Source organism: Myxococcus sp. MISCRS1, assembly GCF_026626605.1.
Taxonomy (GTDB): Bacteria; Myxococcota; Myxococcia; order Myxococcales; family Myxococcaceae; genus Myxococcus; species Myxococcus fulvus.
Window position 1 is genome coordinate 5,116,001 of sequence record NZ_JAPNKB010000001.1, and the last position, 24,000, is coordinate 5,140,000.

At 69.1% G+C, this 24,000-nt stretch carries 20 protein-coding genes and 2 rRNA genes (1 of these 22 running past the window's edge); 5 read left to right on the top strand and 17 right to left on the bottom strand.

Going from position 1 to position 24,000, the window contains the following annotated elements; all coding sequences use genetic code 11:
- The first annotated feature begins 213 nt into the window (after positions 1-213).
- A complete protein-coding gene (locus tag OWM54_RS20210; protein ID WP_223752090.1) occupies positions 214-1,869 on the top strand; it encodes a formate--tetrahydrofolate ligase in 1,656 nt (551 codons plus the stop codon).
- A 63-nt stretch (positions 1,870-1,932) separates the two neighbouring features.
- On the opposite strand, the gene OWM54_RS20215 is transcribed toward OWM54_RS20210, so the two are convergent.
- The 7 genes from OWM54_RS20215 to OWM54_RS20245 all read right to left on the bottom strand — a co-directional run bounded on the left by OWM54_RS20215 (position 1,933) and on the right by OWM54_RS20245 (position 7,483).
- Positions 1,933-3,093, bottom strand: coding sequence for a methyl-accepting chemotaxis protein (locus OWM54_RS20215; RefSeq protein ID WP_267698536.1), 1,161 nt, complete (start codon positions 3,091-3,093; stop codon positions 1,933-1,935).
- A gap of 287 nt (positions 3,094-3,380) precedes the next feature.
- A complete protein-coding gene (locus OWM54_RS20220; RefSeq protein ID WP_267698537.1) occupies positions 3,381-4,454 on the bottom strand; it encodes a saccharopine dehydrogenase family protein in 1,074 nt (357 codons plus the stop codon).
- Positions 4,455-4,560: 106 nt separating this feature from the next.
- Positions 4,561-5,058 (bottom strand): PTS sugar transporter subunit IIA, encoded by a 498-nt coding sequence (locus tag OWM54_RS20225; protein ID WP_267698538.1) that lies wholly within the window; start codon positions 5,056-5,058, stop codon positions 4,561-4,563.
- Between the two features lie 249 nt (positions 5,059-5,307).
- Positions 5,308-5,802: a PTS sugar transporter subunit IIA gene (locus OWM54_RS20230; RefSeq protein WP_267698539.1), complete on the bottom strand. Its 495-nt coding sequence runs from the start codon at positions 5,800-5,802 to the stop codon at positions 5,308-5,310.
- Between the two features lie 47 nt (positions 5,803-5,849).
- Positions 5,850-6,203, bottom strand: a complete 354-nt coding sequence (locus OWM54_RS20235) for a hypothetical protein (RefSeq protein WP_223782070.1) — start codon at positions 6,201-6,203, stop codon at positions 5,850-5,852.
- 416 nt (positions 6,204-6,619) lie between these two features.
- Positions 6,620-6,976, bottom strand: coding sequence for a hypothetical protein (locus OWM54_RS20240; protein ID WP_223782069.1), 357 nt, complete (start codon positions 6,974-6,976; stop codon positions 6,620-6,622).
- A 144-nt stretch (positions 6,977-7,120) separates the two neighbouring features.
- On the bottom strand, positions 7,121-7,483 hold the full coding sequence (locus tag OWM54_RS20245) for a hypothetical protein (RefSeq protein ID WP_267698541.1): 363 nt from the start codon (positions 7,481-7,483) through the stop codon (positions 7,121-7,123).
- 251 nt (positions 7,484-7,734) lie between these two features.
- On the opposite strand from OWM54_RS20245, the gene OWM54_RS20250 reads away from it, so the two are divergent.
- Complete coding sequence (locus tag OWM54_RS20250) at positions 7,735-9,087, top strand: sigma-54-dependent transcriptional regulator (protein WP_267701153.1); 1,353 nt, start codon at positions 7,735-7,737, stop codon at positions 9,085-9,087.
- Positions 9,088-9,378: 291 nt separating this feature from the next.
- Here OWM54_RS20250 and OWM54_RS20255 read toward each other — a convergent pair whose 3' ends face one another.
- Entirely contained in the window at positions 9,379-11,106 is a 1,728-nt protein-coding gene (locus OWM54_RS20255; RefSeq protein ID WP_267698542.1) for a hypothetical protein, read from the bottom strand.
- Between the two features lie 347 nt (positions 11,107-11,453).
- Here OWM54_RS20255 and OWM54_RS20260 point away from each other — a divergent pair, with 347 nt between their 5' ends.
- On the top strand, positions 11,454-11,918 hold the full coding sequence (locus tag OWM54_RS20260) for a hemerythrin domain-containing protein (protein WP_267698543.1): 465 nt from the start codon (positions 11,454-11,456) through the stop codon (positions 11,916-11,918).
- Positions 11,919-12,040: 122 nt separating this feature from the next.
- Here OWM54_RS20260 and OWM54_RS20265 read toward each other — a convergent pair whose 3' ends face one another.
- From OWM54_RS20265 to OWM54_RS20295, 7 genes are all read right to left on the bottom strand, one after another.
- Positions 12,041-13,870 (bottom strand): HAMP domain-containing sensor histidine kinase, encoded by a 1,830-nt coding sequence (locus OWM54_RS20265; RefSeq protein ID WP_267698544.1) that lies wholly within the window; start codon positions 13,868-13,870, stop codon positions 12,041-12,043.
- Positions 13,867-15,033 (bottom strand): sensor protein KdpD, encoded by a 1,167-nt coding sequence (locus tag OWM54_RS20270; RefSeq protein WP_267698545.1) that lies wholly within the window; start codon positions 15,031-15,033, stop codon positions 13,867-13,869. The genes OWM54_RS20265 and OWM54_RS20270 overlap by 4 nt, the downstream gene beginning before the upstream one ends.
- 228 nt (positions 15,034-15,261) lie before the next feature.
- A complete protein-coding gene (gene kdpC, locus OWM54_RS20275) occupies positions 15,262-15,918 on the bottom strand; it encodes a potassium-transporting ATPase subunit KdpC (RefSeq protein ID WP_267698546.1) in 657 nt (218 codons plus the stop codon).
- Positions 15,919-15,932: 14 nt separating this feature from the next.
- Positions 15,933-17,993: a potassium-transporting ATPase subunit KdpB gene (kdpB, locus tag OWM54_RS20280; RefSeq protein WP_223752103.1), complete on the bottom strand. Its 2,061-nt coding sequence runs from the start codon at positions 17,991-17,993 to the stop codon at positions 15,933-15,935.
- A gap of 3 nt (positions 17,994-17,996) precedes the next feature.
- Complete coding sequence (gene kdpA, locus OWM54_RS20285; protein WP_223782063.1) at positions 17,997-19,715, bottom strand: potassium-transporting ATPase subunit KdpA; 1,719 nt, start codon at positions 19,713-19,715, stop codon at positions 17,997-17,999.
- A gap of 12 nt (positions 19,716-19,727) precedes the next feature.
- A complete protein-coding gene (gene kdpF / locus OWM54_RS20290; RefSeq protein WP_046710363.1) occupies positions 19,728-19,817 on the bottom strand; it encodes a K(+)-transporting ATPase subunit F in 90 nt (29 codons plus the stop codon).
- A 203-nt stretch (positions 19,818-20,020) separates the two neighbouring features.
- Entirely contained in the window at positions 20,021-21,148 is a 1,128-nt protein-coding gene (locus tag OWM54_RS20295; RefSeq protein WP_267698547.1) for a porin, read from the bottom strand.
- A gap of 199 nt (positions 21,149-21,347) precedes the next feature.
- Between OWM54_RS20295 and OWM54_RS20300 the strand changes: the two genes are divergently transcribed.
- The gene (locus OWM54_RS20300; protein WP_223752106.1) at positions 21,348-21,707 is read left to right on the top strand and encodes an ArsR/SmtB family transcription factor; all 360 of its coding nucleotides are present in this window, start codon (positions 21,348-21,350) and stop codon (positions 21,705-21,707) included.
- A complete protein-coding gene (locus tag OWM54_RS20305) occupies positions 21,704-22,591 on the top strand; it encodes an SRPBCC family protein (protein WP_267698548.1) in 888 nt (295 codons plus the stop codon). The genes OWM54_RS20300 and OWM54_RS20305 overlap by 4 nt, the downstream gene beginning before the upstream one ends.
- A gap of 71 nt (positions 22,592-22,662) precedes the next feature.
- Here OWM54_RS20305 and rrf read toward each other — a convergent pair.
- Positions 22,663-22,779, bottom strand: a 5S ribosomal RNA gene (gene rrf / locus OWM54_RS20310).
- A 164-nt stretch (positions 22,780-22,943) separates the two neighbouring features.
- A 23S ribosomal RNA gene (locus tag OWM54_RS20315) occupies positions 22,944-24,000 on the bottom strand; it runs 1,907 nt beyond the window's last position.

The window sequence follows — 24,000 nt, forward strand, 5'->3', positions numbered from 1 at the left end:
CACCCTGGCGTCGCGGTGCTCGCCCACCAGCGCCAGGCGCCTCACGAGCAAGTGCCACGGCGCGCATCCCAACGCGCCCCCACACGGCCACGTCATCGCGCCATCCCATCCGTCCCACCGCGCACGGCACCCCGCGCCCACATCCGTCCCGCCCCGGACGGGCCCACACCACATCGGTTGACCCGTGCCCCGCGCGCGTCGAGAGTCCCCTGCATGAAGCTGAGACCCATCGCAGAAGTGGGCGCCGAACTGGGCCTGTCCCCCGACGACGTGCACCCGTGGGGCACGAACCGCGCCAAGGTTTCCCTCGGTGCACTCGGCAAGCAGGGCGGAAGACAAGGCCGCCTCGTGCTCGTCTCCGCCATCAACCCCACGCCTCCGGGCGAGGGCAAGACGACCATGTCCGTGGCGCTGGCCATGGGCCTGCGTCGCCGAGGACGCCGCGCCGTGGCCGCGCTGCGCGAGCCGTCCCTCGGCCCCGTCTTCGGCGTGAAGGGCGGAGGCACCGGCGGCGGGCAGGCCAGCCTGGAGCCCGCGGCGGACATCAACCTGCACTTCACGGGTGATTTGCACGCCATCACCAGCGCCAACAACCTGCTCGCCGCGCTGGTGGACAACGCCGTGTACTACGGCCAGCCGGCGGCCATCGACTCGACGCGGGTGCGCTGGCGGCGCGCGCTGGACATGAACGACCGCTTCCTGCGCAACGTCATCGTGGGCCTGGGCGGCAAGGCGCACGGCGTGCCGCGCGAGGGCGCGTTCGACATCACCGCCGCCAGCGAGGTCATGGCCATCCTCGCCCTGGCCGAGAACCTCAAGGACCTGGAGGAGCGCCTGGGCCGCGTCGTCGTGGGCCACGCACCGGACGGCAAGCCCGTGCGCGCCAGGGACGTGGACGCGGCGGCGGCCATGGTCGCCCTGCTCAAGGACGCGCTGATGCCCAACCTCGTCCAGACGCGCGAGGGCGGCCCCGCGCTCGTGCACGCGGGCCCGTTCGGCAACATCGCCCACGGGTGCAGCTCCGTGGTGGGCACGCGCATGGGCCTCGCGTACGCGGACGAAGTCGTCACGGAGGCGGGCTTCGGCTTCGACCTGGGCGCCGAGAAGTTCCTCGACATCAAGTGCCGGAGCACGGGCCTGTGGCCGCGCGGCGTCGTCCTCGTCGCCACGCTGCGCGCGCTCAAGTACCACGGCGGCACCCCGCTCGCCCGCGTCGCGGAGCCGGACGGCGCGGCGCTCGCGCGAGGCTTCGACCACCTGGACAAGCACCTCGAATCGGTGCGCGCCTTCGGCCTGCCCGCGGTCATCTGCGTCAACCGCTTCCCCCAGGACACGCAGGAGGAGCTGGATGCTCTGCGCGCCTTCGGCCGGGAGCGCGGCGTGGAGATGGCAGTGTGTGACGGCTTCACGCGCGGCGGCGAGGGCTCGCTGGAGCTGGCGGACCGGGTGCTCGCGATGCTCGACGGCACGGACGCGTCTCCACCCACCCCGCGCTTCCTCTACGACGTGAAGCAGTCCCCCGAGGAGAAGGTCCGCGCGATTGCCCGCACCGTGTACGGCGCGGACGACGTGGCCTTCACCGCCTCCGCGCGCAAGGACCTGGAGACCGTGCGCGAGCTGGGCGGCGCGGAGCTGCCGGTGTGCATGGCCAAGACGCACCTGTCACTCTCCGACGACGCGACGAAGCAGGGCCGGCCGCGCGGCTTCACGCTCACCGTGCGCGAGGTGCGCCTGTCCGCGGGCGCGGGCTTCATGGTCGCGCTCACCGGCGACATCCTCACCATGCCGGGGCTGCCTCGCGAGCCCGCCGCCCGCCGCATCACCGTCCACGAGGACGGGCGCATCACCGGGCTCATGCAGGGCGAGTGACGCGGCTTCGACGGGCGGCCCTCACCTCGCTCTCGTCGAGGGGGCCGCCCGGAGCGCCAGGCGCTACGCGCGGAACGACGTGGACAGCGACTCGAGCCGCCCCAGGGTGGCGTTGATTTGGGTCACGGCCTCCTCGGCCGTCATGGTGGAGGTCACCACGTCCGCCATCATCGAGGACAGCTGCGTCATCACCTCGGTCATCTGCGCGATGCCCGCGTTCTGCTGGGTGACGGAGGCGACAATCTGGCGCGCGGCCTGACTGCTCTCCTGCACCACGGTGGTGATCTCCTTCAGCGAGTTCGCCGAGGCCAGCACCTGCTCGATGTTCTGCTCCATCTTCTCGCTGTCGCCCTCCGCGATGGAGGTCGTCTGGCGGATGGCCTGGTTGATCTCGAGCAGGATCTTCCCGATGCGCTGGGTGCTCTGGAGCGACTGCCCGCTGAGCGCGCGCATCTCCCGCGCCACCACCGCGAAGCCCCGGCCCTCCTCGCCCGCGCGCGCGGCCTCGATGGCGGCGTTGAGCGCGAGCACGTTGGACTGGTCCGCCAAATCTTTCACGCTGCTGATGATTTCACCGGCGTGCACGGCCTGGTCGCTCAGGTGCGCGATGCTGCCCACCAGCGCGCCCACGCGCTCGCGAATCTGCTGCATGCCCTGGGCGCTCTGCTCGATGGAGTGCTGGCCGGAGGAGCTGAACTGGTCCGCCTGCGCGGCCACCTTGAGCACCATCTCCGCGCGGCTCGCGGCCATGCTGGAGGTCTGCGCGATTTCGGCGATGGTGGTGCTCGCCTCGGTGAGGCTGCGCGACTGGTTCGTCAGGAAGTTCACCTGGTCCTGGCTCGCCTGCGTCAGCCGCGTGGCCGCCGAGGACAGCTCCTCCACCACGGACTTCAGCGTCGCCGGCACGTCGCGCAGCCGGTCCGCCATCACCTGCAGGCTCCGGCTCAGCTCGCCCACCTCGTCCTGCCGCCCCAGCTCCAGCGGCTGCGACAAATCACCGTCATGCGCGATGCGCCGCGCCACCTCGGACAATCGCGTCAGCGGCTCGGCCAGGTCACGGTGCAGCCACCACGCGTGCCCCGCCGTCGTCCCCATCGCCAGGAGCGCCAGCACGACCACCAGCCACGTCGGACCGCCCGCCAGCGCCACCACGACGAGGACCACGAGGAGCACCGCCGCGGCCACCGGGGACAGCATCACCTTCTGCTTCAGCTTCAAGCGCACCGAACGGCCTCCGTCCCACCCGAGTCTCCACGCACCCCGTCCGCCCCGGCCAGGTTCCGGCAGTTGAAGCGCGACTCCCCGAGGAGCCTGCAGCGCCCGTCCATGTCGCCATCCTTCCGAGGAGCCCCGTGGACTCCCTGAAGCTCGGACGGACCGGTGATCCGCCGAAGTGCAGGATAGCCAACTGAGACCCGGCTGCTAAGGGACCCCCGCTCATTGACACACACCGGCCCCGCGCGGTTTTCCACCAGTCTGGGGTCAAACGGACCCGGGACTTGGGTGGATCATCACAGGGCGTCGAAGCGGCGGGAGCCCTCGACGCGGAGGACGAAGTCGGCGCCGAAGGCACCCGCGGGGGTGAGGGCGCCGGGGGTGGGCTGGGCGAGCAGCTCCTCCACGGCGAGGACGGAGGAACGGGCGGTGAAGAGGTAGCCCTCGGCGACCTCCAACCAGGCCTGGGCGGAGCGGCCATCCGGGGCGCGGGCCTGGGCCCAGACGTACGAGCGGCTGGACGTGCGCAGGTCCGCCCCGGGGCCCTTCACGCGGGCGTCGACGAGCTTCATCAGGCCATCGCGGACGGGGGCGAGCTTCAGGGCGCGGCGGAGGATGGGGTGGGTCCACCGCAGGACGCGGGCGCTGTTGGCGGGGAAGGCCATGTACGTCGTGATGTTGGGGATGCCGGTGGTGTGGAACGCGGTGGAGAGGTCACCCCAGGGGATGGGCATGACGGAGCGCTCGCGGTCGCTGAAGCGCACGCGGCGGGTGCCGTGGCCCATGGGGTAGGGCTCGAGCCGGCCGTTGCGGCGGACCTTGCCGCCCTCGGGGATTTGGATGAGGGCGGACTTGGTGGTGCCGGCGCTGGCCTGGGAGACGGCGGCGATGGCGATGTCGAGCTCGGTGGCGCCGGGGACCTGCTCGCCGACGTAGCGGGCCAGACAGTCGGTGGGGACGACGTCGAAGCCGACGCCGGACATGAACGAGACGCCCCGGGCCTTGGCGTCGGCGTCGTGGCGGAAGGAGTCCTCGAAGACGGGAATCTCGCCGGTGATGTCCAGGTAGTGGGTGCCGGCGGCGAGACACGCCAGGCGCATGGGCTCGCTGGTGTGGACGAAGGGACCGGCGGCGTGGAGCACGAGCGGCAGGCCGTCCATGGCGGCGGCCAGTTGGCGTGGGTCGTCGAGCGACGCGGGGCGGACCTCCAGGCCGAGCAACTCCGCCAGGGGCGCGAGCTTCTCGCGGGAGCGGCCGGACAGCACGGGGCGGTGGCCGCGGCGCACGGCCTCCTCCGCGATGAGGCGGCCGGTGTAGCCGGAGGCGCCATACAACAGCCAGCGAGGCGAGGTGGTCGAGGTCGTCGTCACGGCTGGCGACGCTACCAGGACGCGCCGCGTCGGGAGGCCCGGCGTATCGGCCGGCCCGTCACCATCTGTTCGCTATCTCGACAAGTCCGCGCGAGGACTGAGCGCCTCACCACCGCGCCACGGCGGCCTCGGAGCGCTGGCTCACGTGCGCGTCCTCCACGCAGACCAGCAGCGCGCGCAAGGCCGCCGGAGACGGCGCGGTGAGCAGCGCCTCACGCAGCCTCGCGTTGCGCAAGAGCGCGCCGATGCGCGCGAGCACGTTGAGGTGCAGGCCCGCGGGGTCCGGCGGAGACACCATCCCCACGAAGACGCGCACGCGCCCGCCGTTGGCCTCGCCGAAGTCCAGGCCCTCCGGATGAATCCCCACGCACGTGACGATGCGCGGCACGCCGCCGAGCCGGCAGTGCGGCACCGCCACGCCCCCCGCCATCGCCGTCGAGCCGAGTCGCTCGCGCGCCAGCAGGTGCTCCGCCAGCTCCTTCGCGGGCACCCGAGCGCGGGCCGCCATCAGCCCCGCCAGCTCGTGCACCACGCCCACCCGCTCTCGCGCCTCCAACGACAGGCGGACAGCGTCGACCTCCAGGAAATCCGTCCACCGCAACATGCCGCACCTCCTCGGGCAAGCCGCCACCGCCCGAGTCGGCGCAGAGATGCATCCGCGCTCGCGAATCCGCATCCCTCCCCGCGAATTCTTCGAGCCCACTACACACTTCTCTCGCGTTTTTCCGGACCAGGTCCGAGCCACCCCGCTCCTCTCAGGTTCTCAGGGCGCGCCCGAACCAGGACCCGCGACGCCCGAACCCGCGCCGCGCTGCCACGCGAGCAACAACAGCCGCGCCTCCGAGGGCACGACTCAGCGCGCCACGGCCACTTCACCGCGAAGTGGGAGCACCTCCTCCTCCGCGCGAACCAGCAGCGCGCGAACCGCCGCCGGAGAGGCCGCCGCCATCAGCGCGTCACGAACGCGCACGTCATGCAACAACGTGGCGATGCGGGAGAGCACGTTGAGGTGCAGCCCGCCGGTATCCGGCGGCGACACCAGGCCCACGTAGATGCGCACCAGTCCATCCTCGGGCTCACCGAAGGCCAGCCCGCCCCGATGGATGCCCAGACACGTCACGATGCGTCCAGCGCGAGCATGTCGACAGTGCGGCACCGCCACGCCGCCCTCCATCGCCGTCGAGCCGAGCTGCTCGCGCGCCAGCAGGTGCACGGCGAGCTCGCGAGCGGGCACTCCCGCCTCATCCGCCATCATCCCCGCCAGCTCGTGCAGCACGCCCACCCGCTCCCGCGCCCGCAGCGACGGACGGATGGCCTCGACCTCCAGGAACTCGGTCCACCTCAACATGACGACCTCCCACGGCCCGAGCAGTCCCGGGCCCACCACCGTGAACCTCAGAGCGCCGGAGCCGCCACCCGCTCGCGACCCGACAGGACGATGCACGCCGCCAGCACGCGAGCCGTGAACCCATCGCGCTCCTCCGCGTCGAACGCCCGCGCGAGCTGCTCCGGGTCATCATCCAGGAACAACGTGGAGCCGAGCCGGTCATGCAGATGCTCCAGCAACCCTCGGCAGCACGAGCACCGCCGAGCCCCCTTCAAGGCATGCTCCGCACGCCCACGCGCCTCGGCCAGCCGCTCCGCGCCCAGCAGACGCACCGCCTTGAGCGGCGCCTCCCCGAGCAACAGGCCAGGCTCACGCCGAGCCTCCCGACGAACCATCGACCTCACGAATCGACGCAGCACCATGAAGTCCTCCCAAGGACCGGGCCGCACATCGCCCGGCACGAGGCACCTCCATCGCATCCACCGTGCCGACCACCCCCACCACCAGACGCCCGGAATCCGGCCACTTTTCCCCGAGCGAGCCCGGCCCCACCGTGCAGACCACAACCTCGAGGGCCACCGAGCCTCGCGACACGCGAGGTCTCCCTCCGAGCGCCGTGTCATTCCGCTCCGACCGCGATGACTGCAAACCGCGCCCGGCGCCCACGAGGGACGTGACACTCCAGGGCGCTCGCGACGTCGGGGACGCATGCCAGCCCCGGCACGAGGGCGGAATTCTGTGGGAGGAGCTCACCGGAGCGTCGAGCCACCGCAGCGCGGACGCGGCGCTCCGGAGTCGGGGGCTGGAAGCGTGTTCGAGCCGCGCTGGCGGACCGCGGTCAGCGAAGGGCCCGACCGTGCAGCCGGGCCTGCTCCTGACAGGTCCCCTGGCACTCGGGGAACAGCAGGAGGAAGCGGGCCTGCTCCCGGCAGCGAGGAATCAGGCCGGGCGGAGACGGCGCCGAGCACAGCTGCTGGAAGCCGTCCCACGACTCCTGGAACACGAGGGCACGCTCATCGGGCTCCAGGGACAGCACGGCGCGGCGCTCCGAGCCCAACCAGCCCACGACGAGCGCCAGGGAGGCCCCCAGCGCGAGGATGCAGAGCAGGTCCCTCCACCAGGGGCTCGCCAGGGAGGGCGGCGCCGAGGGGGCCTGGGGAGTGGAGTCAGGGACCAGACGGAGCTCGGGACGCATGGGCTCCCCAGGGGCAAACCCCGTGCCGCCAGGGCACGAGGCCACCTCCGAGCAGGGCTCCCATCTCCGAGGTCCAGGACCCTTGCATTCGGCAAGCAGGCGCGCGCGAAGCCATGCATCGCGCAAGGGCCCACCCGCTCGACGTCAGCGCACGGCCTTTCGCAGCATGGGCGCGAGCTCCTGGTGGCACGCCTCGTCGCACTCGGAGAAGCGCGTGAGGAACTCCGCCTGCTTCTGACAGCGATTGAGCAGCTTGGGCCCGGCGTCGCCCATGCACAGGAGGCGGAAGTCGTCGCGAGTCTCCTGGAAGAGCGCCTCGCGCTGAGCGGGAGCCAAGGCGTTCAGCGCCCGATTCTCTCCGCCCTGGAGATAGGCCCACACCCCGGCGAGCACCAGCACGATGATGCCCAGCGTCACCAGCTGGCGGACGCGCTTCTGGCTGCGGGTGGGCGCCCTGTCCCGGGTGAAGATGTTCTCCTCTTCCCCCTCGTTCCCGTTCGGACCCATGGCCCCATGTTCCACCGGAATGAGGGGGGACGCGCCAGGATTCGTTGTCGCGGATGTGAAGAAGTGGCGGCCCGGGTTGCAGCCTGCACGACGGGAGCGGCCCCGGGGTTGCGCATCGCACGGTGCGGTGCGCGGAAGTCCCCGACACGACTCACGAGCCCCAACGAGACACGGCCGGGCGCGGCCGATGCACTTAGAATCAACGCATGGATGCACGGATGGAGCCGACCCCGGTTTCCGGCGAGCGGCCGATGCGGGTGTTGGTGGTGGACGACGAGCGCAACATCCGCCACACGCTGCGGGTCTGCCTGGAGGGCTTCGACTGCGAGGTGCGAGAGGCGGCCACGCCGGAGGCGGCGCTGGCGGCGCTCGCCCAGGGGCCCGCGGACCTGGCGTTCGTCGACCTGAAGCTGGGGACCGCGAGTGGCCTGGACCTGCTGCCCCGCCTGCTCGCGGAGTCACCGAACCTGGACGTGGTGCTCATCACCGCGTACGCGACGTTCGACACGGCGGTGGAGGCGGTGCGCCGGGGCGCGCGCGACTATCTGCCCAAGCCCTTCACGCCCGCGCAGATAAGACACGTGCTGGACCGCTCACGGGAGCACCGGGCGCTGTCCTCGCAGCTGGAGAGCCTCGAGGGACAGCTCGCGCAGGCGGTGCCGGAGGCCACGCTGGACACCTCCTCTCCCGTGATGCACGCGGCGATAGGGCTGGTATCGCGAGCGGCGACCTCCGACGCGGCGGTGCTGCTGCGAGGAGAGAGCGGCACGGGCAAGGGCGTGCTCGCGCGAGCCCTGCACTCGATGAGCGTGCGCAGGCGCAGGCCCTTCGTCACGGTGAACTGTCCGACGTTGTCGGAGCAGCTCCTGGCGAGCGAGCTGTTCGGCCACGTGCGAGGCGCGTTCACGGGAGCGGTGAAGGACCAGCCCGGCCGCGTGGAGCAGGCGGAGGGCGGCACGCTGTTCCTGGATGAAATCGCGGAGATGAGCCCGTCGCTCCAGGCGCAGCTCTTGCGCTTCCTCCAGGAGAAGCAGTTCGAGCGGCTGGGAGAAGGCCGCACGCGCAAGGCGGACGTGCGGGTGGTGGCGGCGACGAACCGGGACCTGGAGAAGGACGTGGCGGAGGGACGGTTCCGCGAGGACCTGTTCTACCGGCTCAACGTCATCGAGGTGAAGCTGCCCTCGCTGCGTGAGCGGCCCGAGGACCTGCTCGCGTTGGCGAGGCGCTTCGTGGCGTTCTTCGCGAAGACGGGGCAGCGGCCGGTGACGCCGGAGCTGTCGCCCGCGACGGAGCAGATGCTGCTCGCGTACCCGTGGCCGGGCAACGTGCGTGAGCTGAGAAACGCCATCGAGCGGGCGCTCATCGTGTGGCCCGCGGGAGTCCTGGAGCCGCAGGCGTTCCCGGACCGCATCGCGGCGGCGGCGGGCACGGTGGTGGCGCTGGGCGGGCCGCACACGCTGGAGGAGGTGGAGCGCGAGCACACGCTGCGGGTCATGGCCTCCGCGCCCACGCTGGACGAGGCCGCGAAGGTGCTCGGCATCGACGCGTCCACGCTGTGGCGCAAGCGCAAGAAGTACGAATCCGGAGGCAAGGCAGACAGCTGAGCCCACGGGCAGCCCGTGTCTTGCGGAAGATGGACAGGTCTCGCACGGGGCGGTGACCAGGGGCACGAGTCCCCGTCATATGAGGCGATATGAGGCGCCCGAGCACGAGCCGACGCCAGGTCGAGCATCCCGCCAGACGGAACACCGGACGCGCAAACCACGCCCGGCTTCGCTCCTCCCATGGCGACGCTCGAGCATGAGCCAACGCCACACCGGGCGCGACCGTGCGCCTCCAGCCTTCCGTGAGACGGGACACCGGGCGCGCGCACCCCTCGCGCCCGGCGTTGCGCGTCAGCCCGGGATGCCCGCGGACCAGCGCTGCGTGAGGTACAGCTCCGCGAGCTGCGCGGCGTTGAGCTCGCGCTCCTCGCCCACGTGGGTGCGCTCGGTGGTGAGCCCCACCTCGCCACCGCCCACGCCCGCGTGCACGCCGACGCCGATGTCACCGTTCACCGTGGTCTTGTCCTGCACGGTGGCCTTGATGTCGACCTTGTCGCGGAGCTGCGTCACCGCCTGGCCCACGTCGCCGTTCGCGATGCTGCTGAACGCACCGCTGCGCGCGATGTCCTGGAGGTTGCCGCTGATCTCCGCCTTCACCTCGCGACCCGCGCTCCCGCCCAGACCGAGCGCCTGCGCGGAACCCTGGCGCGAGTCGGTGAGCGTCAGCTTCGCCTCGTGCGTCTGGAGGGCCGTCTGGCCCACCTCGCGCGCGGTGCCCTTCGGGTCCTTGAGGAAGTCGGCCGGGTTGAAGTTCTCGGGCAGGTCGATGCTCTGCTCCAGCTCCACCTTCAGCGAGCCCTGGACTCCTGCGGAGGCATTCGTCGGCAGTGACGCGCTGGTGCCACCCTCGCCCTGGCTCGGAATCCCCAGGCCCGCGCTCGCGCCCGCGTTGCCCGAAATCTCCAGCGACTGCGTGAGCTTCAGCGACTTCGGCTGGCCGTTCTCCATCTCGATGCGCGCCGTGGTGCCCTGATTGGCGCTCACGCCCGCGCTCGCGCCCGCGCTGAGCACCTCCGGCAGGCCCTTCATGCCCAGCTCACCCGAGACGCTCGCCTCCGCGCCCAGCTGGAGCTCCACCGCGCTCACCTTGTCGCCCAGGCCCGCGAGGTCCGACAGCGGATCTCCCAGCACCTGGTTCACCCCCTGGCCGAGCAGCGGGTTGCTCGCCGAGGCCCCCGCCGTGGCGGCCGAGGCCGCGATGATCTTCGTGGCGCGCTTGGCCTCCTCCGCGGTGTCGAACTGGAACTCCACCTTGGCGCCGGCCGTGGCGAAGGCACTGGCGCTCGCGTCCGCCGCGCCCTTCGCGCCCAGCTTCGCGATGACGCCCGCGCCCACCTCTCCGCTCACGGAGACGGTGTAGCCACCGCCCTCCTCGGCGCTGCGGCTGACGGCCAGGTCGCCCTTGGCGGTGACGCCGACACCGGAGACATCCGCCTCACCGTTGAGCCCCACGGAGACGCTCTCGCCCGGCTTGAGCTGGTCGACCTGGTGGTTGAGGCTGAGCGCCTGCTTGATTTCGCCCGCGGTCTCCACCGGGTCCCGGACCACGTCCGCAGCGCCCTGGAGGACGCCACCGGCGATGTCCTGGGTGATGCCCTGCAGCGGGTTGGGCGCTGGCGCGTCCTGGATGGCCTGCCCCAGCTTGTCGAGCCCGCCCGCCGCGATGTCCGTCGCCGTGTCGAGCACGGGGCCCGCCTTCTGCACGGTGTCACGCAGGGCGCTGCCCGCCGTGGACTTCACGCCCTCGAAGACATCGCCCGTGGTCTCGCGCACCTGCTGCTTCAGGTCGCGAGCGCCCTCGACCAGCCCCTCGCCCCGCTCGAAGACGTCCTGCGTGCGGTTCTTGGCGACCGATTCGATCTGCTCCTTCGCCTGCTTCGCCTTCGCCGCCGCCTCCGCGGCCTTCTTCGCCGCCGCCTCCGCGGCCTTCTTCGCCGCCGCCTCCGCCGCGCGCTTCGCCGCTTCCGCTGCTCGCCGGGCGGCCTCCGCCGCGCCACCGATGATGCTGCCGATTCCCATGGGGGGGTCCTGGTTGGGGTCCGGCGTCCGCACACGCCTCACGGAGCGGCACGGACCCTGCCGGGTTCACTGGGTTGGGGTGGGGGAAATGCGTCCTGCTCCCCCATTCTCCCGGGTGGGCAGCGGAAGTTTCGTCAGTTTTCAAGAATTCGGGCATCCCTCGTGATTTCCAGTCCGGCCCCGACTCGGAGTGCGGCCGCCAGGCCCTCTGCTCCGAGTGGAGCGCTCCCCTGCCCTCCTCCGCGCGAAGGCTGGGACGAGGGAGCGTGCACGGCGTGGCGAGTGATTGCCGGGGTCCGGAGCGGTGCGGACCGTTGAGGAGCGACCCCACTGAAAGGACGGCACCCGTGGACGTCATCGACCTGTTGATTCAGCAGCACCGCGAAGTCGACGCGCTGTTCCTCGCGTTCCGCAACGCCTCGGACGACACGAGCCGCAAGGAGCTCTGCATCCAGCTCGCGGAGGCGCTGATGCTGCACAGCACCATCGAGGAGCGCTGGGGCTATCCGAAGGCCACGCGCGTGGTGGGCGACGAGAAGATTCAGCACGCGGAGGAGGAGCACCAGGAGATGACGAAGCTCCTGGGCGACATCGTGCGGATGCGCGACGACATGAACGCGGTGAAGCTGAAGGTGGACGCGCTGGAGAAGGTCGTCAAACGGCACGTCGCGGACGAGGAGAAGAACATCCTTCCGCAGGTGGCGAAGAACGTCACCGAGAAGGAGCTCGGCATGTCGTGCAAGGACCTGGTCCGAGAGGCCTCGAGGATTCGTCGCGAGGAGATGAAGGACTGGGGCGGCGCCACGGTGTAGCGGCGGACGCGCGCTCCCTACGGGGCCGTCGAGGCCCCCTCTCCGCTCTCGAGGCAGGCCAGACACACCCGCGTCGTTCCCTCCTGCCTCGGGAGCTGGACCAGGCAAGACCGCGCGTCACCTCACGAGGCCTGCCCCGGCAGGGTGAACCAGAACGTACTTCCCCGCCCTGGCGCGCTGATGACGCCCACCTCTCCGCCATGGGCCTGGACGATCTCCTTCACGATGGACAGCCCGAGCCCCGCGCCGCCCGCGGGAGCCCCAGGCGCGCGATAGAACTTCTCGAAGATGCGCGCCTGTTGCTCCAGGACGATGCCCTCCCCGGTGTCGCGCACCTCGAAGCGGACGCGCGCGCCATCGCGAGCCACCCGCACCTCCACCTCGCCCCCCGCGGGAGTGTGCTTCACGCCATTGCCCACCAGGTTGCCGAGCACGAGCACCATCCGCTCCGGGTCCACGTCCACGGTCTCCACCTCCAGCCCCACGAGCCGGGACAGCCGCACCCCACGCTCCTCCGCCGCCGAGCGCTGCGAGTCGAGCGCCGCCTGCACCAACTCCTCGGCGGACACGCGGCGGACTTCGAGCCGGAGCTGTCCCGCCTGGATGCGAGACAAATCGAGCAGGTCATCGACGATGCCCTGCAACCGCTCACAATCCTCGCGCGCCGCGAAGAGCAGGTCCGCCTGTTTCTCCGTCACGGGCCCCACCATGCCCTCGGCCACCAGGTGCACGGCCATGCGCAGGGATGTGAGGGGCGTGCGGAACTCATGGGCCACGGTGGCCACCAGGTCGTTCTTCAATTCATCGAACCGGCGCAGCCGCGTCACGTCCTGGAGAATCACCGTGGCGCCCACCACCTCGCCCGTCTCACCGTACACGGGGCTGGCGCGAGGCAGGAGCCACCGGTCGCCCTCGGTGAGCGGCACACGCACCGCCTCTTCGTAGCCCCGAGGCTGATAGGCGCCCTTGCCTCCGAGCACGTGTCCCCGCACGCGCTCCAGCACGTCGCGCGCCTCCGGCACCACGCGCCCGAGCACATCCCCGCCGCCTTCGAGCCCCAGCTTGAGCACGTCCTCGGCCGAGCGGTTGACGTTGAGCAGCCCGCCATCCGCGCCGAACACCACCACCGGGTCGGGGAGGCTATCGATGGCGGCCTGGGACGCGGCCTGGGCCTGGAGCAACTCCCCCAGGCTGCTCTGTCGGTACTGCTGGAGCGCCTCGGCCATGGAGTTGAAGTCCTCGCCCAGCCGCGCGATTTCATCCGAGCCCTCCACCGTGGCGCGCACGGCGTAATCCCCGCGCCCCAGCCGCTGCACGGCCTGGGACAGCACGGACACGGGCCGCAGCGCGCGATGTGTGAGGGACGTGGAGGCGAACAATCCGACTGCGAACGCGACCAGCACCGCGAGCACCATCAGCGTGTTCACCCGGTCACTCTGTCGACGCAGCGCCTCGCTCTTGTGCACCATCGCGTCCTGATTGAGCGCCAGGACGGAGGAGGCCGCGTCCCTCACCTCGCGGAACGCGGGCTCGATGCTCCGGAAGTAAGCCGCCTTCTGCGCCTCGGGAGACGACAGCGAGAGGAACGCGTCATAAGCTGCCACATAGCGCTCCCAGCCCGCGCGCAGCCGGCGGGTGGACTCGGCTTCACCGGGCTCGGTGATGTTGCCCTCCTGCAGCCGCAGCTCGGCCTCCAGGACCTGACGCTGCGAAGCCTGCTGGGACTGCCCCCGTTCGCGTTCACCGGCGACGATGAAGAGCGCGGCGCTGTCCATGCGCTCCAGCTGCTCGGTCATCCGCTGGGCGGCCAGGACGCTGCGGTAGTTGTCCTGGAGGATGCGCTGACCGGAGCGCCCCAAGCGGGCCAGGGTGATGACGGCGACCAGGCCCACCAGCGCGAGCGCGAGCGCGAGGGGCGCCTGCGCCAGCAGCAATCGCATCCGCAGGGTCATGGACGTTTCTCCTCGGAGGAGGGCTCGAAGGCGACGACATGGATGTCGAAGCCCTCGCCTTCACGGAGCAGCCGCACATCCGCGGCGCGGCCCAGCGCGCGCTTCCACCAGGGCTGGTGCGAGCGGCCCACCATGATGTGGCCGACGCCATGGGAGCGGGCGAAGTCGAGGATGGCCTCGACGGGGTCCTTCGAGCGAAGACGAACCACCTCGGCGCCCAGCTCGCGAGCCTTCTCGATGTTGGCCAGCAGGTGGCGTTGCGCCTCGGCGTCGATGAGGTGGGGCGCCTCGCGAGGCGTCTCGACATAGACGACGAACCAGTCCGTGTTCAGCCGACCGGCCATGCGCGAGCCCCGGCGCAGGAGGGTGGCCGCGCGAGGAGGATGGCTGGACATGGCGACCAGCACCCGGCCCCAGGACGCGCCCTTGCGAGGTTCGTCTTCGCCGGAGCGGGAGGACAGTCCGGAGGTGGCGCGGTCCAGGCTCTCGGCGACCTCGCGGAGGGCGAGCTCGCGAAGGGTGGACAGGTTCTCGCCGGTGAAGAAGCGCTCCAGGGCATGGGGCACCTTGTCCTCGGCGTAGATCTTCCCGGCCTTGAGTCGTTCGTGGAGGTCTTCCACGGCGAGGTCCAGGTTCACGACCTGGTCAGCGCCCTTGAGGAAGCTGTCGGGCAGCGTCTCCCGGACGACGACGCCGGTGGTGCGTTCCACCAGGTCATTGAGGCTCTCGAGGTGTTGCACGTTGAAGGCGCCGATGACGTTGATGCCCGCGTCGAGGAGCGCCTGGACATCCTGGTAGCGTTTGCGATGTCGGCACAGGGGGAGGTTGGTGTGAGCCAGCTCGTCGACGACAGCGACCTGGGGCTTGCGAGCGAGGACCGCCTCCAGGTCCATCTCCTCGACGAGGACGTCGCGATAGGAGTACGTCTTGCGAGGCACGGCCTCGAGTCCAGCGACCAGGGCCTCGGTCTCCTTGCGTCCGTGGGTCTCCACGAAGCCGAGCACCACGTCCACGCCGCGCCGCTTCAGCGCATGGGCCTCTTCGAGCATTCGGTACGTCTTGCCGACGCCGGCCGCGAAGCCGATGTAGAGCTTGAGCCGACCGCGCCGGCCGCGCTCGACCAGCTCCAGGAAGTCCTCCGCACGCGAGCGACGGGTGGTCATCCGAGAACCTCGGAGCGCGACAAACGAATCACATGCCGAGTCAGCTCAGCGCTCATCGACCCGGCCCATGATGAAGGTCGAAGGACCTCGATTCGACAAGGAGACACGACGCCCTTCGAATGCCATGACGGCGAACGTCCTCGACTCTCGACGACGAAGCAACTCCCGTCGACGGCTCCAGCGCCATGATGTCGACCGTCCTCGACGCTGCGGACGACAACCCAGCCCTCACGGGCTGCCCGAGCCCCGGGTGGGCGTGGCGGATGGAGCCACCGCGCCACCCATCGGGACCCCGGGCTCGACGGCCGGACGACCGAACTGTCGGTCCAGCGCGAGGTTCAGCAACAGCACATTCACCCGAGGCTCGCCGAGCACGCCGAAAGTGCGCCCCTCCACATGCGAGCCCACCACGGCCAGCACGCGCTCCGGAGCCACGCCGCGAGCCTTCGCGACACGAGGCACCTGCCACCGCACCGCCTCCGGCGACAGGTGCGGGTCCAGCCCGGACGCGGACGTGGTGACCAACTCCGCGGGAACAGCGCCCTGCGCATCCGGATTCTCACGACGCAGCCGCGAGGCCTCGGCCAAGACACGGTCCCGGAGCTTCTGCGAAGTGGGCCCCAGGTTGCTCCCCGAGGACGCGGCCGCGTCGTAGCCACTCCCGGCGGCCGAGGGGCGCGGCTGGAAGTAGTCCGCGCGAGTGAACCCCTGACCGATGAGGGCGCTCCCCACGACACGGCCCTGCTCGTCCTTCACGAGGGAGCCACGGGCCTCGGCGGGGAAGAGCAGCGAGGCCACGCCGGTGACAGCGAGGGGATACAGCAAGCCCGTGAGGACCAGGGTGACGACACCAACACGAAGCGCGGTTACGAGAGTGGAGACCATGATGACACCAGTCCTCAAGCGAGACCGACGGCCGTGAGCAGCACGTCGAGGGCCTTGATACCGACGAAGGGAACGATGACGCCGCCAAGCCCGTAGATGAGCAGGCTGCGCCGCAGGAGCGCCGCCGCGCCGAGCGGCCGGTAGCGCACACCGCGCAGCGCCAGGGGGATGAGCGCGATGATGATGAGCGCGTTGAAGATGACGGCGGCGAGGATGGCGCTGAAGGGCGACGTCAGCCCCATGACGTTGAGCGGAGCAATCTGGGGGAACACACCCATGAACAGCGCCGGCAGGATGGCGAAGTACTTCGCCACGTCATTGGCGATGGAGAACGTGGTCAACGTGCCCCGAGTCATCAGGAGCTGCTTGCCCACCTCCACGACCTCCAGCAGCTTGGTCGGATTGGAGTCGAGGTCGACCATGTTCCCCGCCTCCTTCGCCGCCTGGGTGCCGGTGTTCATCGCCACGCCGACATCGGCCTGAGCGAGCGCGGGAGCGTCGTTGGTGCCATCGCCCGTCATCGCCACCAGCTTGCCCTTGGCCTGCTCGGTACGGATGAGCGCGAGCTTGGCCTCGGGAGTCGCCTCCGCGAGGAAGTCATCCACGCCGGCCTCACGGGCAATCGCCGCGGCGGTGCGAGGGTTGTCGCCCGTAATCATCACCGTGCGGATGCCCATGGCGCGGAAGCGGTCGAAGCGCTCGCGGATGCCGCCCTTCACCACGTCCTTCAAGTGGATGATGCCGAGCAGTCGCGAGCCCTCCGCGACAGCAAGCGGCGTCCCGCCCGCGTCTCCGATACGTCCCGCGGCCAGCGCCAGCTCGGAAGGCACCGGGCCGCCCTGCCCCTGCACATGCTTGACGATGGCATCCACCGCGCCCTTGCGGATGCTGCGCGCGTGAGGCTCCACCAGGTCACACCCGCTCATCCGCGTCTGCGCGGTGAAGGGAACGAACGTCGCCTGGTGCGCCAGGAGCTCGCGAGGACGCAGCTTGTAGGTGTCCTTGACCAGCGTGACGATGGAGCGTCCCTCGGGGGTCTCATCGGCCAGGCTCGCGAGCTGAGCGGCCTCGGCCAGCTCCTCCAGGCGCACGCCGGGCATGGGCAGCAGCTCCGTGGCCATGCGATTGCCGAGTGTAATCGTGCCCGTCTTGTCGAGCAGCAGCGTGTCCACGTCACCCGCCGCCTCGACGGCTCGGCCGCTCATGGCGAGGACGTTCTTGCGCAACAGCCGGTCCATCCCGGCGATGCCGATGGCGCTCAGGAGTCCGCCAATCGTGGTGGGGATGAGGCACACGAGGAGCGCCACCACGGCGGTGCCCGACAGCGGCACACCCGAGTAGAGCGCGAGCGGCACCAGCGACACGCACGCCAGCAGGAACACCACCGTGAGCCCGACGAGGAGGATGTGCAGCGCGACTTCATTGGGCGTCTTCTGCCGGGCCGCGCCCTCCACCAGACCAATCATGCGGTCGAGGAAGGACTCGCCTGGGTTGACGGCGATGCGCACGACGATGCGGTCCGACAGCACCTTGGTGCCGCCGGTCACCGCGGAGCGGTCACCGCCGGACTCACGGATGACGGGCGCGGACTCGCCGGTGATGGCGGACTCATCCACGCTGGCGATGCCCTCCACCACCTCGCCGTCGCCCGGGATGAGGTCTCCAGCCTCGCAGACGACCAGGTCGCCCTTGCGCAAGTCAGGCGCGGGCACCCGCTCCTCGCGCCCCTCGGAAAGACGGCGCGCGGTGGTGTCCTTGCGCATCTTGCGCAGGGCCCCAGCCTGAGCCTTGCCGCGCCCCTCGGCGACCGCTTCGGCGAAGTTGGCGAAGAGGACGGTGAACCACAGCCACAGGGCCACGGACACGGTGAACCAGAGGGGCGCGCCGTCGGTGCGCGGCGACACGAGGTCCTTCACCACCAGCACGGTGGTGAGCAGGCTGCCGGCCCACACCACGAACATGACGGGGTTTCGGGCCACATCCCGGGGGTGGAGCTTCTTGAGGCTGTCGAGCAGCGCGGGCTTGAGCAGTGACGCGTCGAAGAGTGACGCGGGCTTCGAGGACGAGGAGCTCATGGCTCAGTAGACCTTTCCGGCCCCGGCGAGGAAGTGCTCGACGATGGGGCCCAGGGAGAGGGCGGGGAAGAAGGTGAGCGCGCCGACGATGACGACGATGCTCACCAGGAGGCCGGTGAAGAGGACGCCGTTCGTCGGGAAGGTGCCGGGCCCCGCGGGCACCACCTTCTTGCCCACCATGGAGCCGGCGATGGCGAGCGCGGGGACAATCATCAGGAAGCGCCCGCCGAGCATGGCCAGCCCCAGTGAGATGTTCCAGAACGGGGTGTTCGCGTTGAGGCCCGCGAACGCGCTGCCGTTGTTGGCCGTGCCACTGGTGAACGCGTAGAGGATTTCAGACAGGCCATGCGGTCCCGCGTTGTTGAGCGAGGACACGCCCTGGGGGAGCACGGCCGCGACGGCGGACAGCCCGAGGATGAACAGCGGGAAGATGAGCACGTAGAGCATCGCGAGCTTCATCTCCCGGGCCTCGATTTTCTTGCCCAGGTACTCGGGGGTGCGGCCCACCATCAGTCCGGCGATGAAGACAGAGAGCACGACCATGATGAGGATGCCGTAGAGGCCCGCGCCCACGCCGCCGAAGATGACCTCGCCCAGCTGCATGTTGACGAGCGGCACGAGCCCGCCCAGTGGATTGAAGCTGTCATGCATGGCATTGACGGCGCCGCACGATGCATCGGTGGTGACGACGGCGAAGAGCGTGGACGCGGCGGTGCCGAAGCGCGCCTCCTTGCCCTCCATGTTGCCGACGTGGGCCACCTGCGCGGCGGACACGGCGGCGTTGGGCTGGACCTCGGCGGAGTAGGCGGCGAGCACTCCCACGAAGAACAGGAACGACATGGCGGCGAAGAGGGCCCAGCCCTGCTTCGTGTCACCGGTCATCTTCCCGTAGGTGTAGGTGAGCGCCGAGGGGATGGCGAAGATAAGCAGCATCTGCACCAGGTTGGTGAGCGGCGTCGGGTTCTCGAACGGGTGGGCGCTGTTGGCGTTGAAGAAGCCACCGCCGTTGGTGCCGAGCATCTTGATGGCCTCCTGCGAGGCCACCGGTCCCATCGCGAGCGTCTGCGTCCCGCCCTCGAGCGTCGTCAGCGAGTGATAGGGAGCGAGGTTCTGCAGCATCCCCTGCGAGACGAAGAACAGGGCGACGACGAAGCACAGAGGCAGCAGCACGTAGAGCGTGCCGCGCACCAGGTCGACCCAGAAGTTGCCGAGCGTCTTCGAGCCCTCGGGCCCCGGTCGTCGGGTGAAGCCGCGAGCGAGCGCCAGCGCCACTCCGAGCCCCGCGGCGGCGGAGACGAAGTTCTGCCACGCCAGGCCCGCCATCTGCGTGAGGTAGCTCAGGGTGGACTCACCGGCATACGACTGCCAGTTGGTATTGGTGACGAAGCTGGCGGCGGTGTTGAAGGCGAGCTCGGGCCCCACGGCGCCGAGCTTCTGGGGATTGAAGGGCAGCAGGTGTTGCGCCCGCTGGAGGGTGTAGAGGATGAGCAGGCTCACCAGGCTGAAGGCCAGCAGGGCCCCGCAGTACTCCACCCAGGTCTGCTCACGCCGCTCGCTCGCGCCACTCAGGCGCAACAACCCCCGCTCCAAGGGGCCGAGCACGCGAGGAAGGGGCCGCGCCTCGGACTCGAAGACACGGAAGAGATAGACACCCAGCGGCTTCGTCAGCGCGAGCAGGAGGGCGAAGAACAACAGGACTTGCAGCCAGCCGATGAGAGTCATTGGAGAGGGCCCTCAGAAGCGCTCGGGACGGAGCAGGGCATAGACGAGGTAGACGGTGAGCAGGACGGCGAGCACGGCGCCGGCGGCGTATTCGAAGGTCATGAGTGGGGACTCCGGGTGAGGCTTGGAGTGGAGCTGCGCATGAGCGAAGTGCACGGCGCGAGGGAGCATCCGGCGGGGTGCACGAAAGCGGGCAGGGTGCGCTCAGAGCCGTTCACAGCCATGGGTGTAGCCAAGCGCGAGGGTGAAGAATCCGACGGTGACGAGGACGAGGACGAAATCCATGGAAGGTCTCCGGGGGCACATCAGAAGAAGGCGGTGGCGCCGAGCACGACGAGCGTCTCGGTGTCCTTCGGCACGGGCGAGCCGTCATCGGCCGTGGCGCGGCCCGCGAACACCGCCTCCGTCGAGCGGTCATGCCGTGCCTCCAGCTTGAGGGTGAGCTGCTCCGCGGGCTTCACCTCGAGCGTGACGGTCCCGCTCGACAAGGTCTGCGCGACGCCGGTCATCAAGCCATCGGCATCCCGGTAGGCCTCGACACGCGCGGCGAGCGCCACGGGCTCCGCGAGCAGCACCCGGGCATTGAGCCCCGCCGCGTACCAGTTCGCGCGAGTTCCCGAGGGAAGACGCTGTGTCCCCACATCCGCGGTCGCGGCGAGCCACAGCGAGGGCAGGACACGAAACGTCGCCACCGCGTCCGCGAAGAGGCGCAGCCCCTCGTCGCCCGTGGCGCCCTCCTCGCCGATGAAGGTGTTGAGGGCCGCGGAGAGGCGCTCGCCCGCGTAGGCCACTTGAGTGCCCACGGCGAGCCCGCGGTTGTTGTCACCCACGGTCTGCCAGCCATTGAGGACTTGAAGCTGCGCGCTCCACGCCGGGTCGAAGGCCCAGGTCCCCTTGATGCCCGTCTGGTAATAGGGCGAGTACTCGCCCATCCACGAGCGGGTGTACGTCCAGTTGAGCTGGGATTGGAACGACTCGAGCCCGATGTGGCTGGGATACAGCCCCGCCTCCAGGGTCAGCGGCCCCGTGGCGAAGGACACGGACGCCTGTTGGACGTAGCGCCACGCAGCAGGTCCAGAGGCGACACCCTCGGGCTCCGCCGAGTGCACCACCTCCGCCCCCGTTCCGAAGCCCAGGAGCACCCTGAAGCCCACGGGAGCGGGCTCGGCGCTCAGCCCCAGCGAGGCCAGGTTGATGGACACTTCGCCATCGCGCTTGGCGGACGTGCCGGTGCCGGGGAGGAAGCTGGCCTTGTTCGCGGGGCGGTTGAAGTTGTGGGCGAAGTACACATCGACGCCGCCCTCGGGCTGGACCCGGGAGAGGAAGCGGGTCGCCGCCGAGTCGTTGGCCGTGGCGTCGGCAGCAGGCAGGGATGCATCGGCCTGCCGGAGGAGCAGGGAGAGAAGCAGCTGAGTGGAGTCGATGGACAACATGGGTGCCCATCCAATGAGCACCGCGCGTACCACCCAGCCTCTGACAAATCCGTAGGACTATCGCGGGGTTGGGCAACGCTGGCCGCCGCGCGCATTGCAGCCTGCACGATGACTCCGCAGTCGCCGTGCAGCTTGAAGCCCGCACCGAACACTTAAGCCGCAGCTTGACAGTCAGGGCGCACAGCGCATACTTAAGCCCATGCTAAACCATGGCGCCGTAGACCGGGTGTTCCAGGCGCTGGGTGACTCCACGCGGAGAGCCATTGTCGAGCGCCTGAGTCAGGGCTCGTTGTCGGTCAGCGACCTGGCGAAGCCGCTCGACATCACCCTCGCGGCGGTCGTTCAGCACCTCCAGGTGCTCGAGGAGAGCGGCCTGGTGCGCACGGAGAAGGTCGGGCGTGTGCGCTCCTGTCACATCCAGCCAGAGGGGCTGCGCGTGGCCGAGGACTGGATTTCCGCGCGGCGCGGCCTGTGGGAGCGCCGCTTCGACCGCTTGGGCGAGTTGCTGGATGGCCCCGAGTCCCCCACGCCTTCCCCCCGAAAGAAGGGCAGCTCATGAAGGCACGTCCCGCCGTTCACGGCACATTCAGCATCGAGCGCACGTACAAAGTCTCTCCTGCCCGGGTCTTCGCGGCCTGGGCCGACGTGGAGATGAAGGCCCAGTGGTTCATCGGTCCGCCTGAGCGGTGGCGCCTCGTGAAGCGTGAGCTCGACTTCCGCGTGGGCGGAACGGAGCTGCTCCACGGACAGTTCGAGGGGCGCCACGCGAGTGTCTTCACCGCGCGCTACCACTCCATCATCCCCGACGAGCGACTGGTCTACGTCTACGACATGCACGTGGGCGACAAGCACCTGTCCGTGTCACTGGCCACGGTGGAGTTGCACGCGACGAAGACAGGCGGGACGAGGATGGTGTTCACCGAGCAAGCCACCTTCCTCGACGGTGAGGATGGGATGCGCTCACGTGAGGGAGGCACGGCGGAACACTTCGACAGGCTGGGGCGGGTTCTCGAGGAGTCCCGAGACATCGTCTCCTCTCGGCGCTTCGACACCTCCCGGGACCGGCTGTACCAGGCATTCAGCGACCCGGAGCAGCTGTCGCGGTGGTGGGGACCAAAGGGCTCGACGAACACCTTCGAGGTGTTTGAGCTCCGCCCAGGAGGTCAGTGGCGCTTCGTGATGCAGGGCCCGGATGGAGCCCGATACACCATGCACAAGGAGTTCACGCAGGTGGTCCCCATGGAGCGGGTCGTCTTCCGACACCTCCAGGAGTCACATCACTTCGAGATGCGTCTCGATTTCGCGGACGAGGGCCCCAAGACGCGCCTCACCTGGCGAATGCGCTTCGAGTCGAAGGAGGAGGTCGAGAAGGTCCGCGGCTTCGTCGAGGAAGCCAATGAGCAGAACTTCGATCGACTCGCCGAGCTCCTCGCCACGCGGTAAAGCGCGTCGAGGGCCGTGAGGAAAAAAGAAAAGCCCCCGTCGCACGAGGCGACGAGGGCTTCTCAAAAAGAATCCGGCAGCGACCTACTCTCCCACGCGGTTTCCCGCGGAGTACCATCGGCTCTGGAGGGCTTAACTTCCGTGTTCGGGATGGGAACGGGTGTGACCCCTCCGACATTGCCACCGGAAAACATAGAGACAGTGCATACGAAGGGTAAGTTGCAGCATTCTGCGAGTATCAAGCCTCGCTGTGCTTTAAAGAAGTTTCTTCCGGGTGAATGCGCATGCATTCAAGCCTCGGCCTTGGCCCCGAGTCCCTTACTCCCCTCGAGGGGGCGCGCAAGAGATAGGGGGAAGTAAGCCGCTCGACCAATTAGTACTGGTTAGCTCAACGCGTTACCGCGCTTACACACCCAGCCTATCAACGTCGTAGTCTTCGACGGGTCTTCAGGGGCTTGCGCCCGGGATACCTGGTCTTGAGGTCGGTTTCCCGCTTAGATGCTTTCAGCGGTTATCCAATCGGCACATGGCTACCCAGCGATGCCTCTGGCGAGACAACTGGTACACCAGCGGTGCCTCCAACCCGGTCCTCTCGTACTAAGGTCAGAGCCTCTCAAGTATCCTACGCCCACAGCAGATAGGGACCAAACTGTCTCACGACGTTTTGAACCCAGCTCGCGTACCGCTTTAATTGGCGAACAGCCAAACCCTTGGGACCTGCTCCAGCCCCAGGATGCGATGAGCCGACATCGAGGTGCCAAACCTCCCCGTCGATGTGAACTCTTGGGGGAGATAAGCCTGTTATCCCCGGAGTACCTTTTATCCGTTGAGCGATGGCCCTTCCATTCAGGACCACCGGATCACTATGACCTGCTTTCGCACCTGCTCGACGTGTCCGTCTCGCAGTCAAGCTCCCTTATGCCATTGCACTCGCCGCCCGGTTTCCAATCGGGCTGAGGGAACCATCGCGCGCCTCCGTTACTCTTTGGGAGGCGACCGCCCCAGTCAAACTACCCACCAGACAGTGTCCCAATCCCGGCTAACGGGACATGGTTAGACACCAGAAATCAACAGGGTGGTATTTCACCGTTGCCTCCACCGAACCTAGCGGCCCGGCTTCAAAGGCTCCCACCTATCCTACACAGTCAATCCCTAGTGTCACTGTCAAGTTATAGTAAAGGTTCACGGGGTCTTTCCGTCTTGCTGCGGGTAAACTGCATCGGCACAGCTATTTCAATTTCGCTGAGTCCCTCTCCGAGACAGCGCGGAAGTCGTTACTCCATTCGTGCAGGTCGGAACTTACCCGACAAGGAATTTCGCTACCTTAGGACCGTTATAGTTACGGCCGCCGTTTACTGGGGCTTCGGATCATCGCTTCGCCTTGCGGCTGACGAATCCCCTTAACCTTC

Coding starts and splice junctions, on each gene's coding strand:
- kdpF (WP_046710363.1), bottom strand. CDS start 19,817: ATGACCTTCGAATACGCCGCCGGCGCCGTGCTCGCCGTCCTGCTCACC.
- OWM54_RS20295 (WP_267698547.1), bottom strand. CDS start 21,148: ATGTTGTCCATCGACTCCACTCAGCTGCTTCTCTCCCTGCTCCTCCGG.
- OWM54_RS20265 (WP_267698544.1), bottom strand. CDS start 13,870: ATGACCCTGCGGATGCGATTGCTGCTGGCGCAGGCGCCCCTCGCGCTC.
- OWM54_RS20250 (WP_267701153.1), top strand. CDS start 7,735: ATGCGGGTGTTGGTGGTGGACGACGAGCGCAACATCCGCCACACGCTG.
- kdpC (WP_267698546.1), bottom strand. CDS start 15,918: ATGGTCTCCACTCTCGTAACCGCGCTTCGTGTTGGTGTCGTCACCCTG.
- kdpB (WP_223752103.1), bottom strand. CDS start 17,993: ATGAGCTCCTCGTCCTCGAAGCCCGCGTCACTCTTCGACGCGTCACTG.
- OWM54_RS20210 (WP_223752090.1), top strand. CDS start 214: ATGAAGCTGAGACCCATCGCAGAAGTGGGCGCCGAACTGGGCCTGTCC.
- OWM54_RS20235 (WP_223782070.1), bottom strand. CDS start 6,203: ATGGTGCTGCGTCGATTCGTGAGGTCGATGGTTCGTCGGGAGGCTCGG.
- OWM54_RS20255 (WP_267698542.1), bottom strand. CDS start 11,106: ATGGGAATCGGCAGCATCATCGGTGGCGCGGCGGAGGCCGCCCGGCGA.
- OWM54_RS20240 (WP_223782069.1), bottom strand. CDS start 6,976: ATGCGTCCCGAGCTCCGTCTGGTCCCTGACTCCACTCCCCAGGCCCCC.
- OWM54_RS20230 (WP_267698539.1), bottom strand. CDS start 5,802: ATGTTGAGGTGGACCGAGTTCCTGGAGGTCGAGGCCATCCGTCCGTCG.
- kdpA (WP_223782063.1), bottom strand. CDS start 19,715: ATGACTCTCATCGGCTGGCTGCAAGTCCTGTTGTTCTTCGCCCTCCTG.
- OWM54_RS20225 (WP_267698538.1), bottom strand. CDS start 5,058: ATGTTGCGGTGGACGGATTTCCTGGAGGTCGACGCTGTCCGCCTGTCG.
- OWM54_RS20305 (WP_267698548.1), top strand. CDS start 21,704: ATGAAGGCACGTCCCGCCGTTCACGGCACATTCAGCATCGAGCGCACG.
- OWM54_RS20270 (WP_267698545.1), bottom strand. CDS start 15,033: ATGACCACCCGTCGCTCGCGTGCGGAGGACTTCCTGGAGCTGGTCGAG.
- OWM54_RS20300 (WP_223752106.1), top strand. CDS start 21,348: ATGCTAAACCATGGCGCCGTAGACCGGGTGTTCCAGGCGCTGGGTGAC.
- OWM54_RS20245 (WP_267698541.1), bottom strand. CDS start 7,483: ATGGGTCCGAACGGGAACGAGGGGGAAGAGGAGAACATCTTCACCCGG.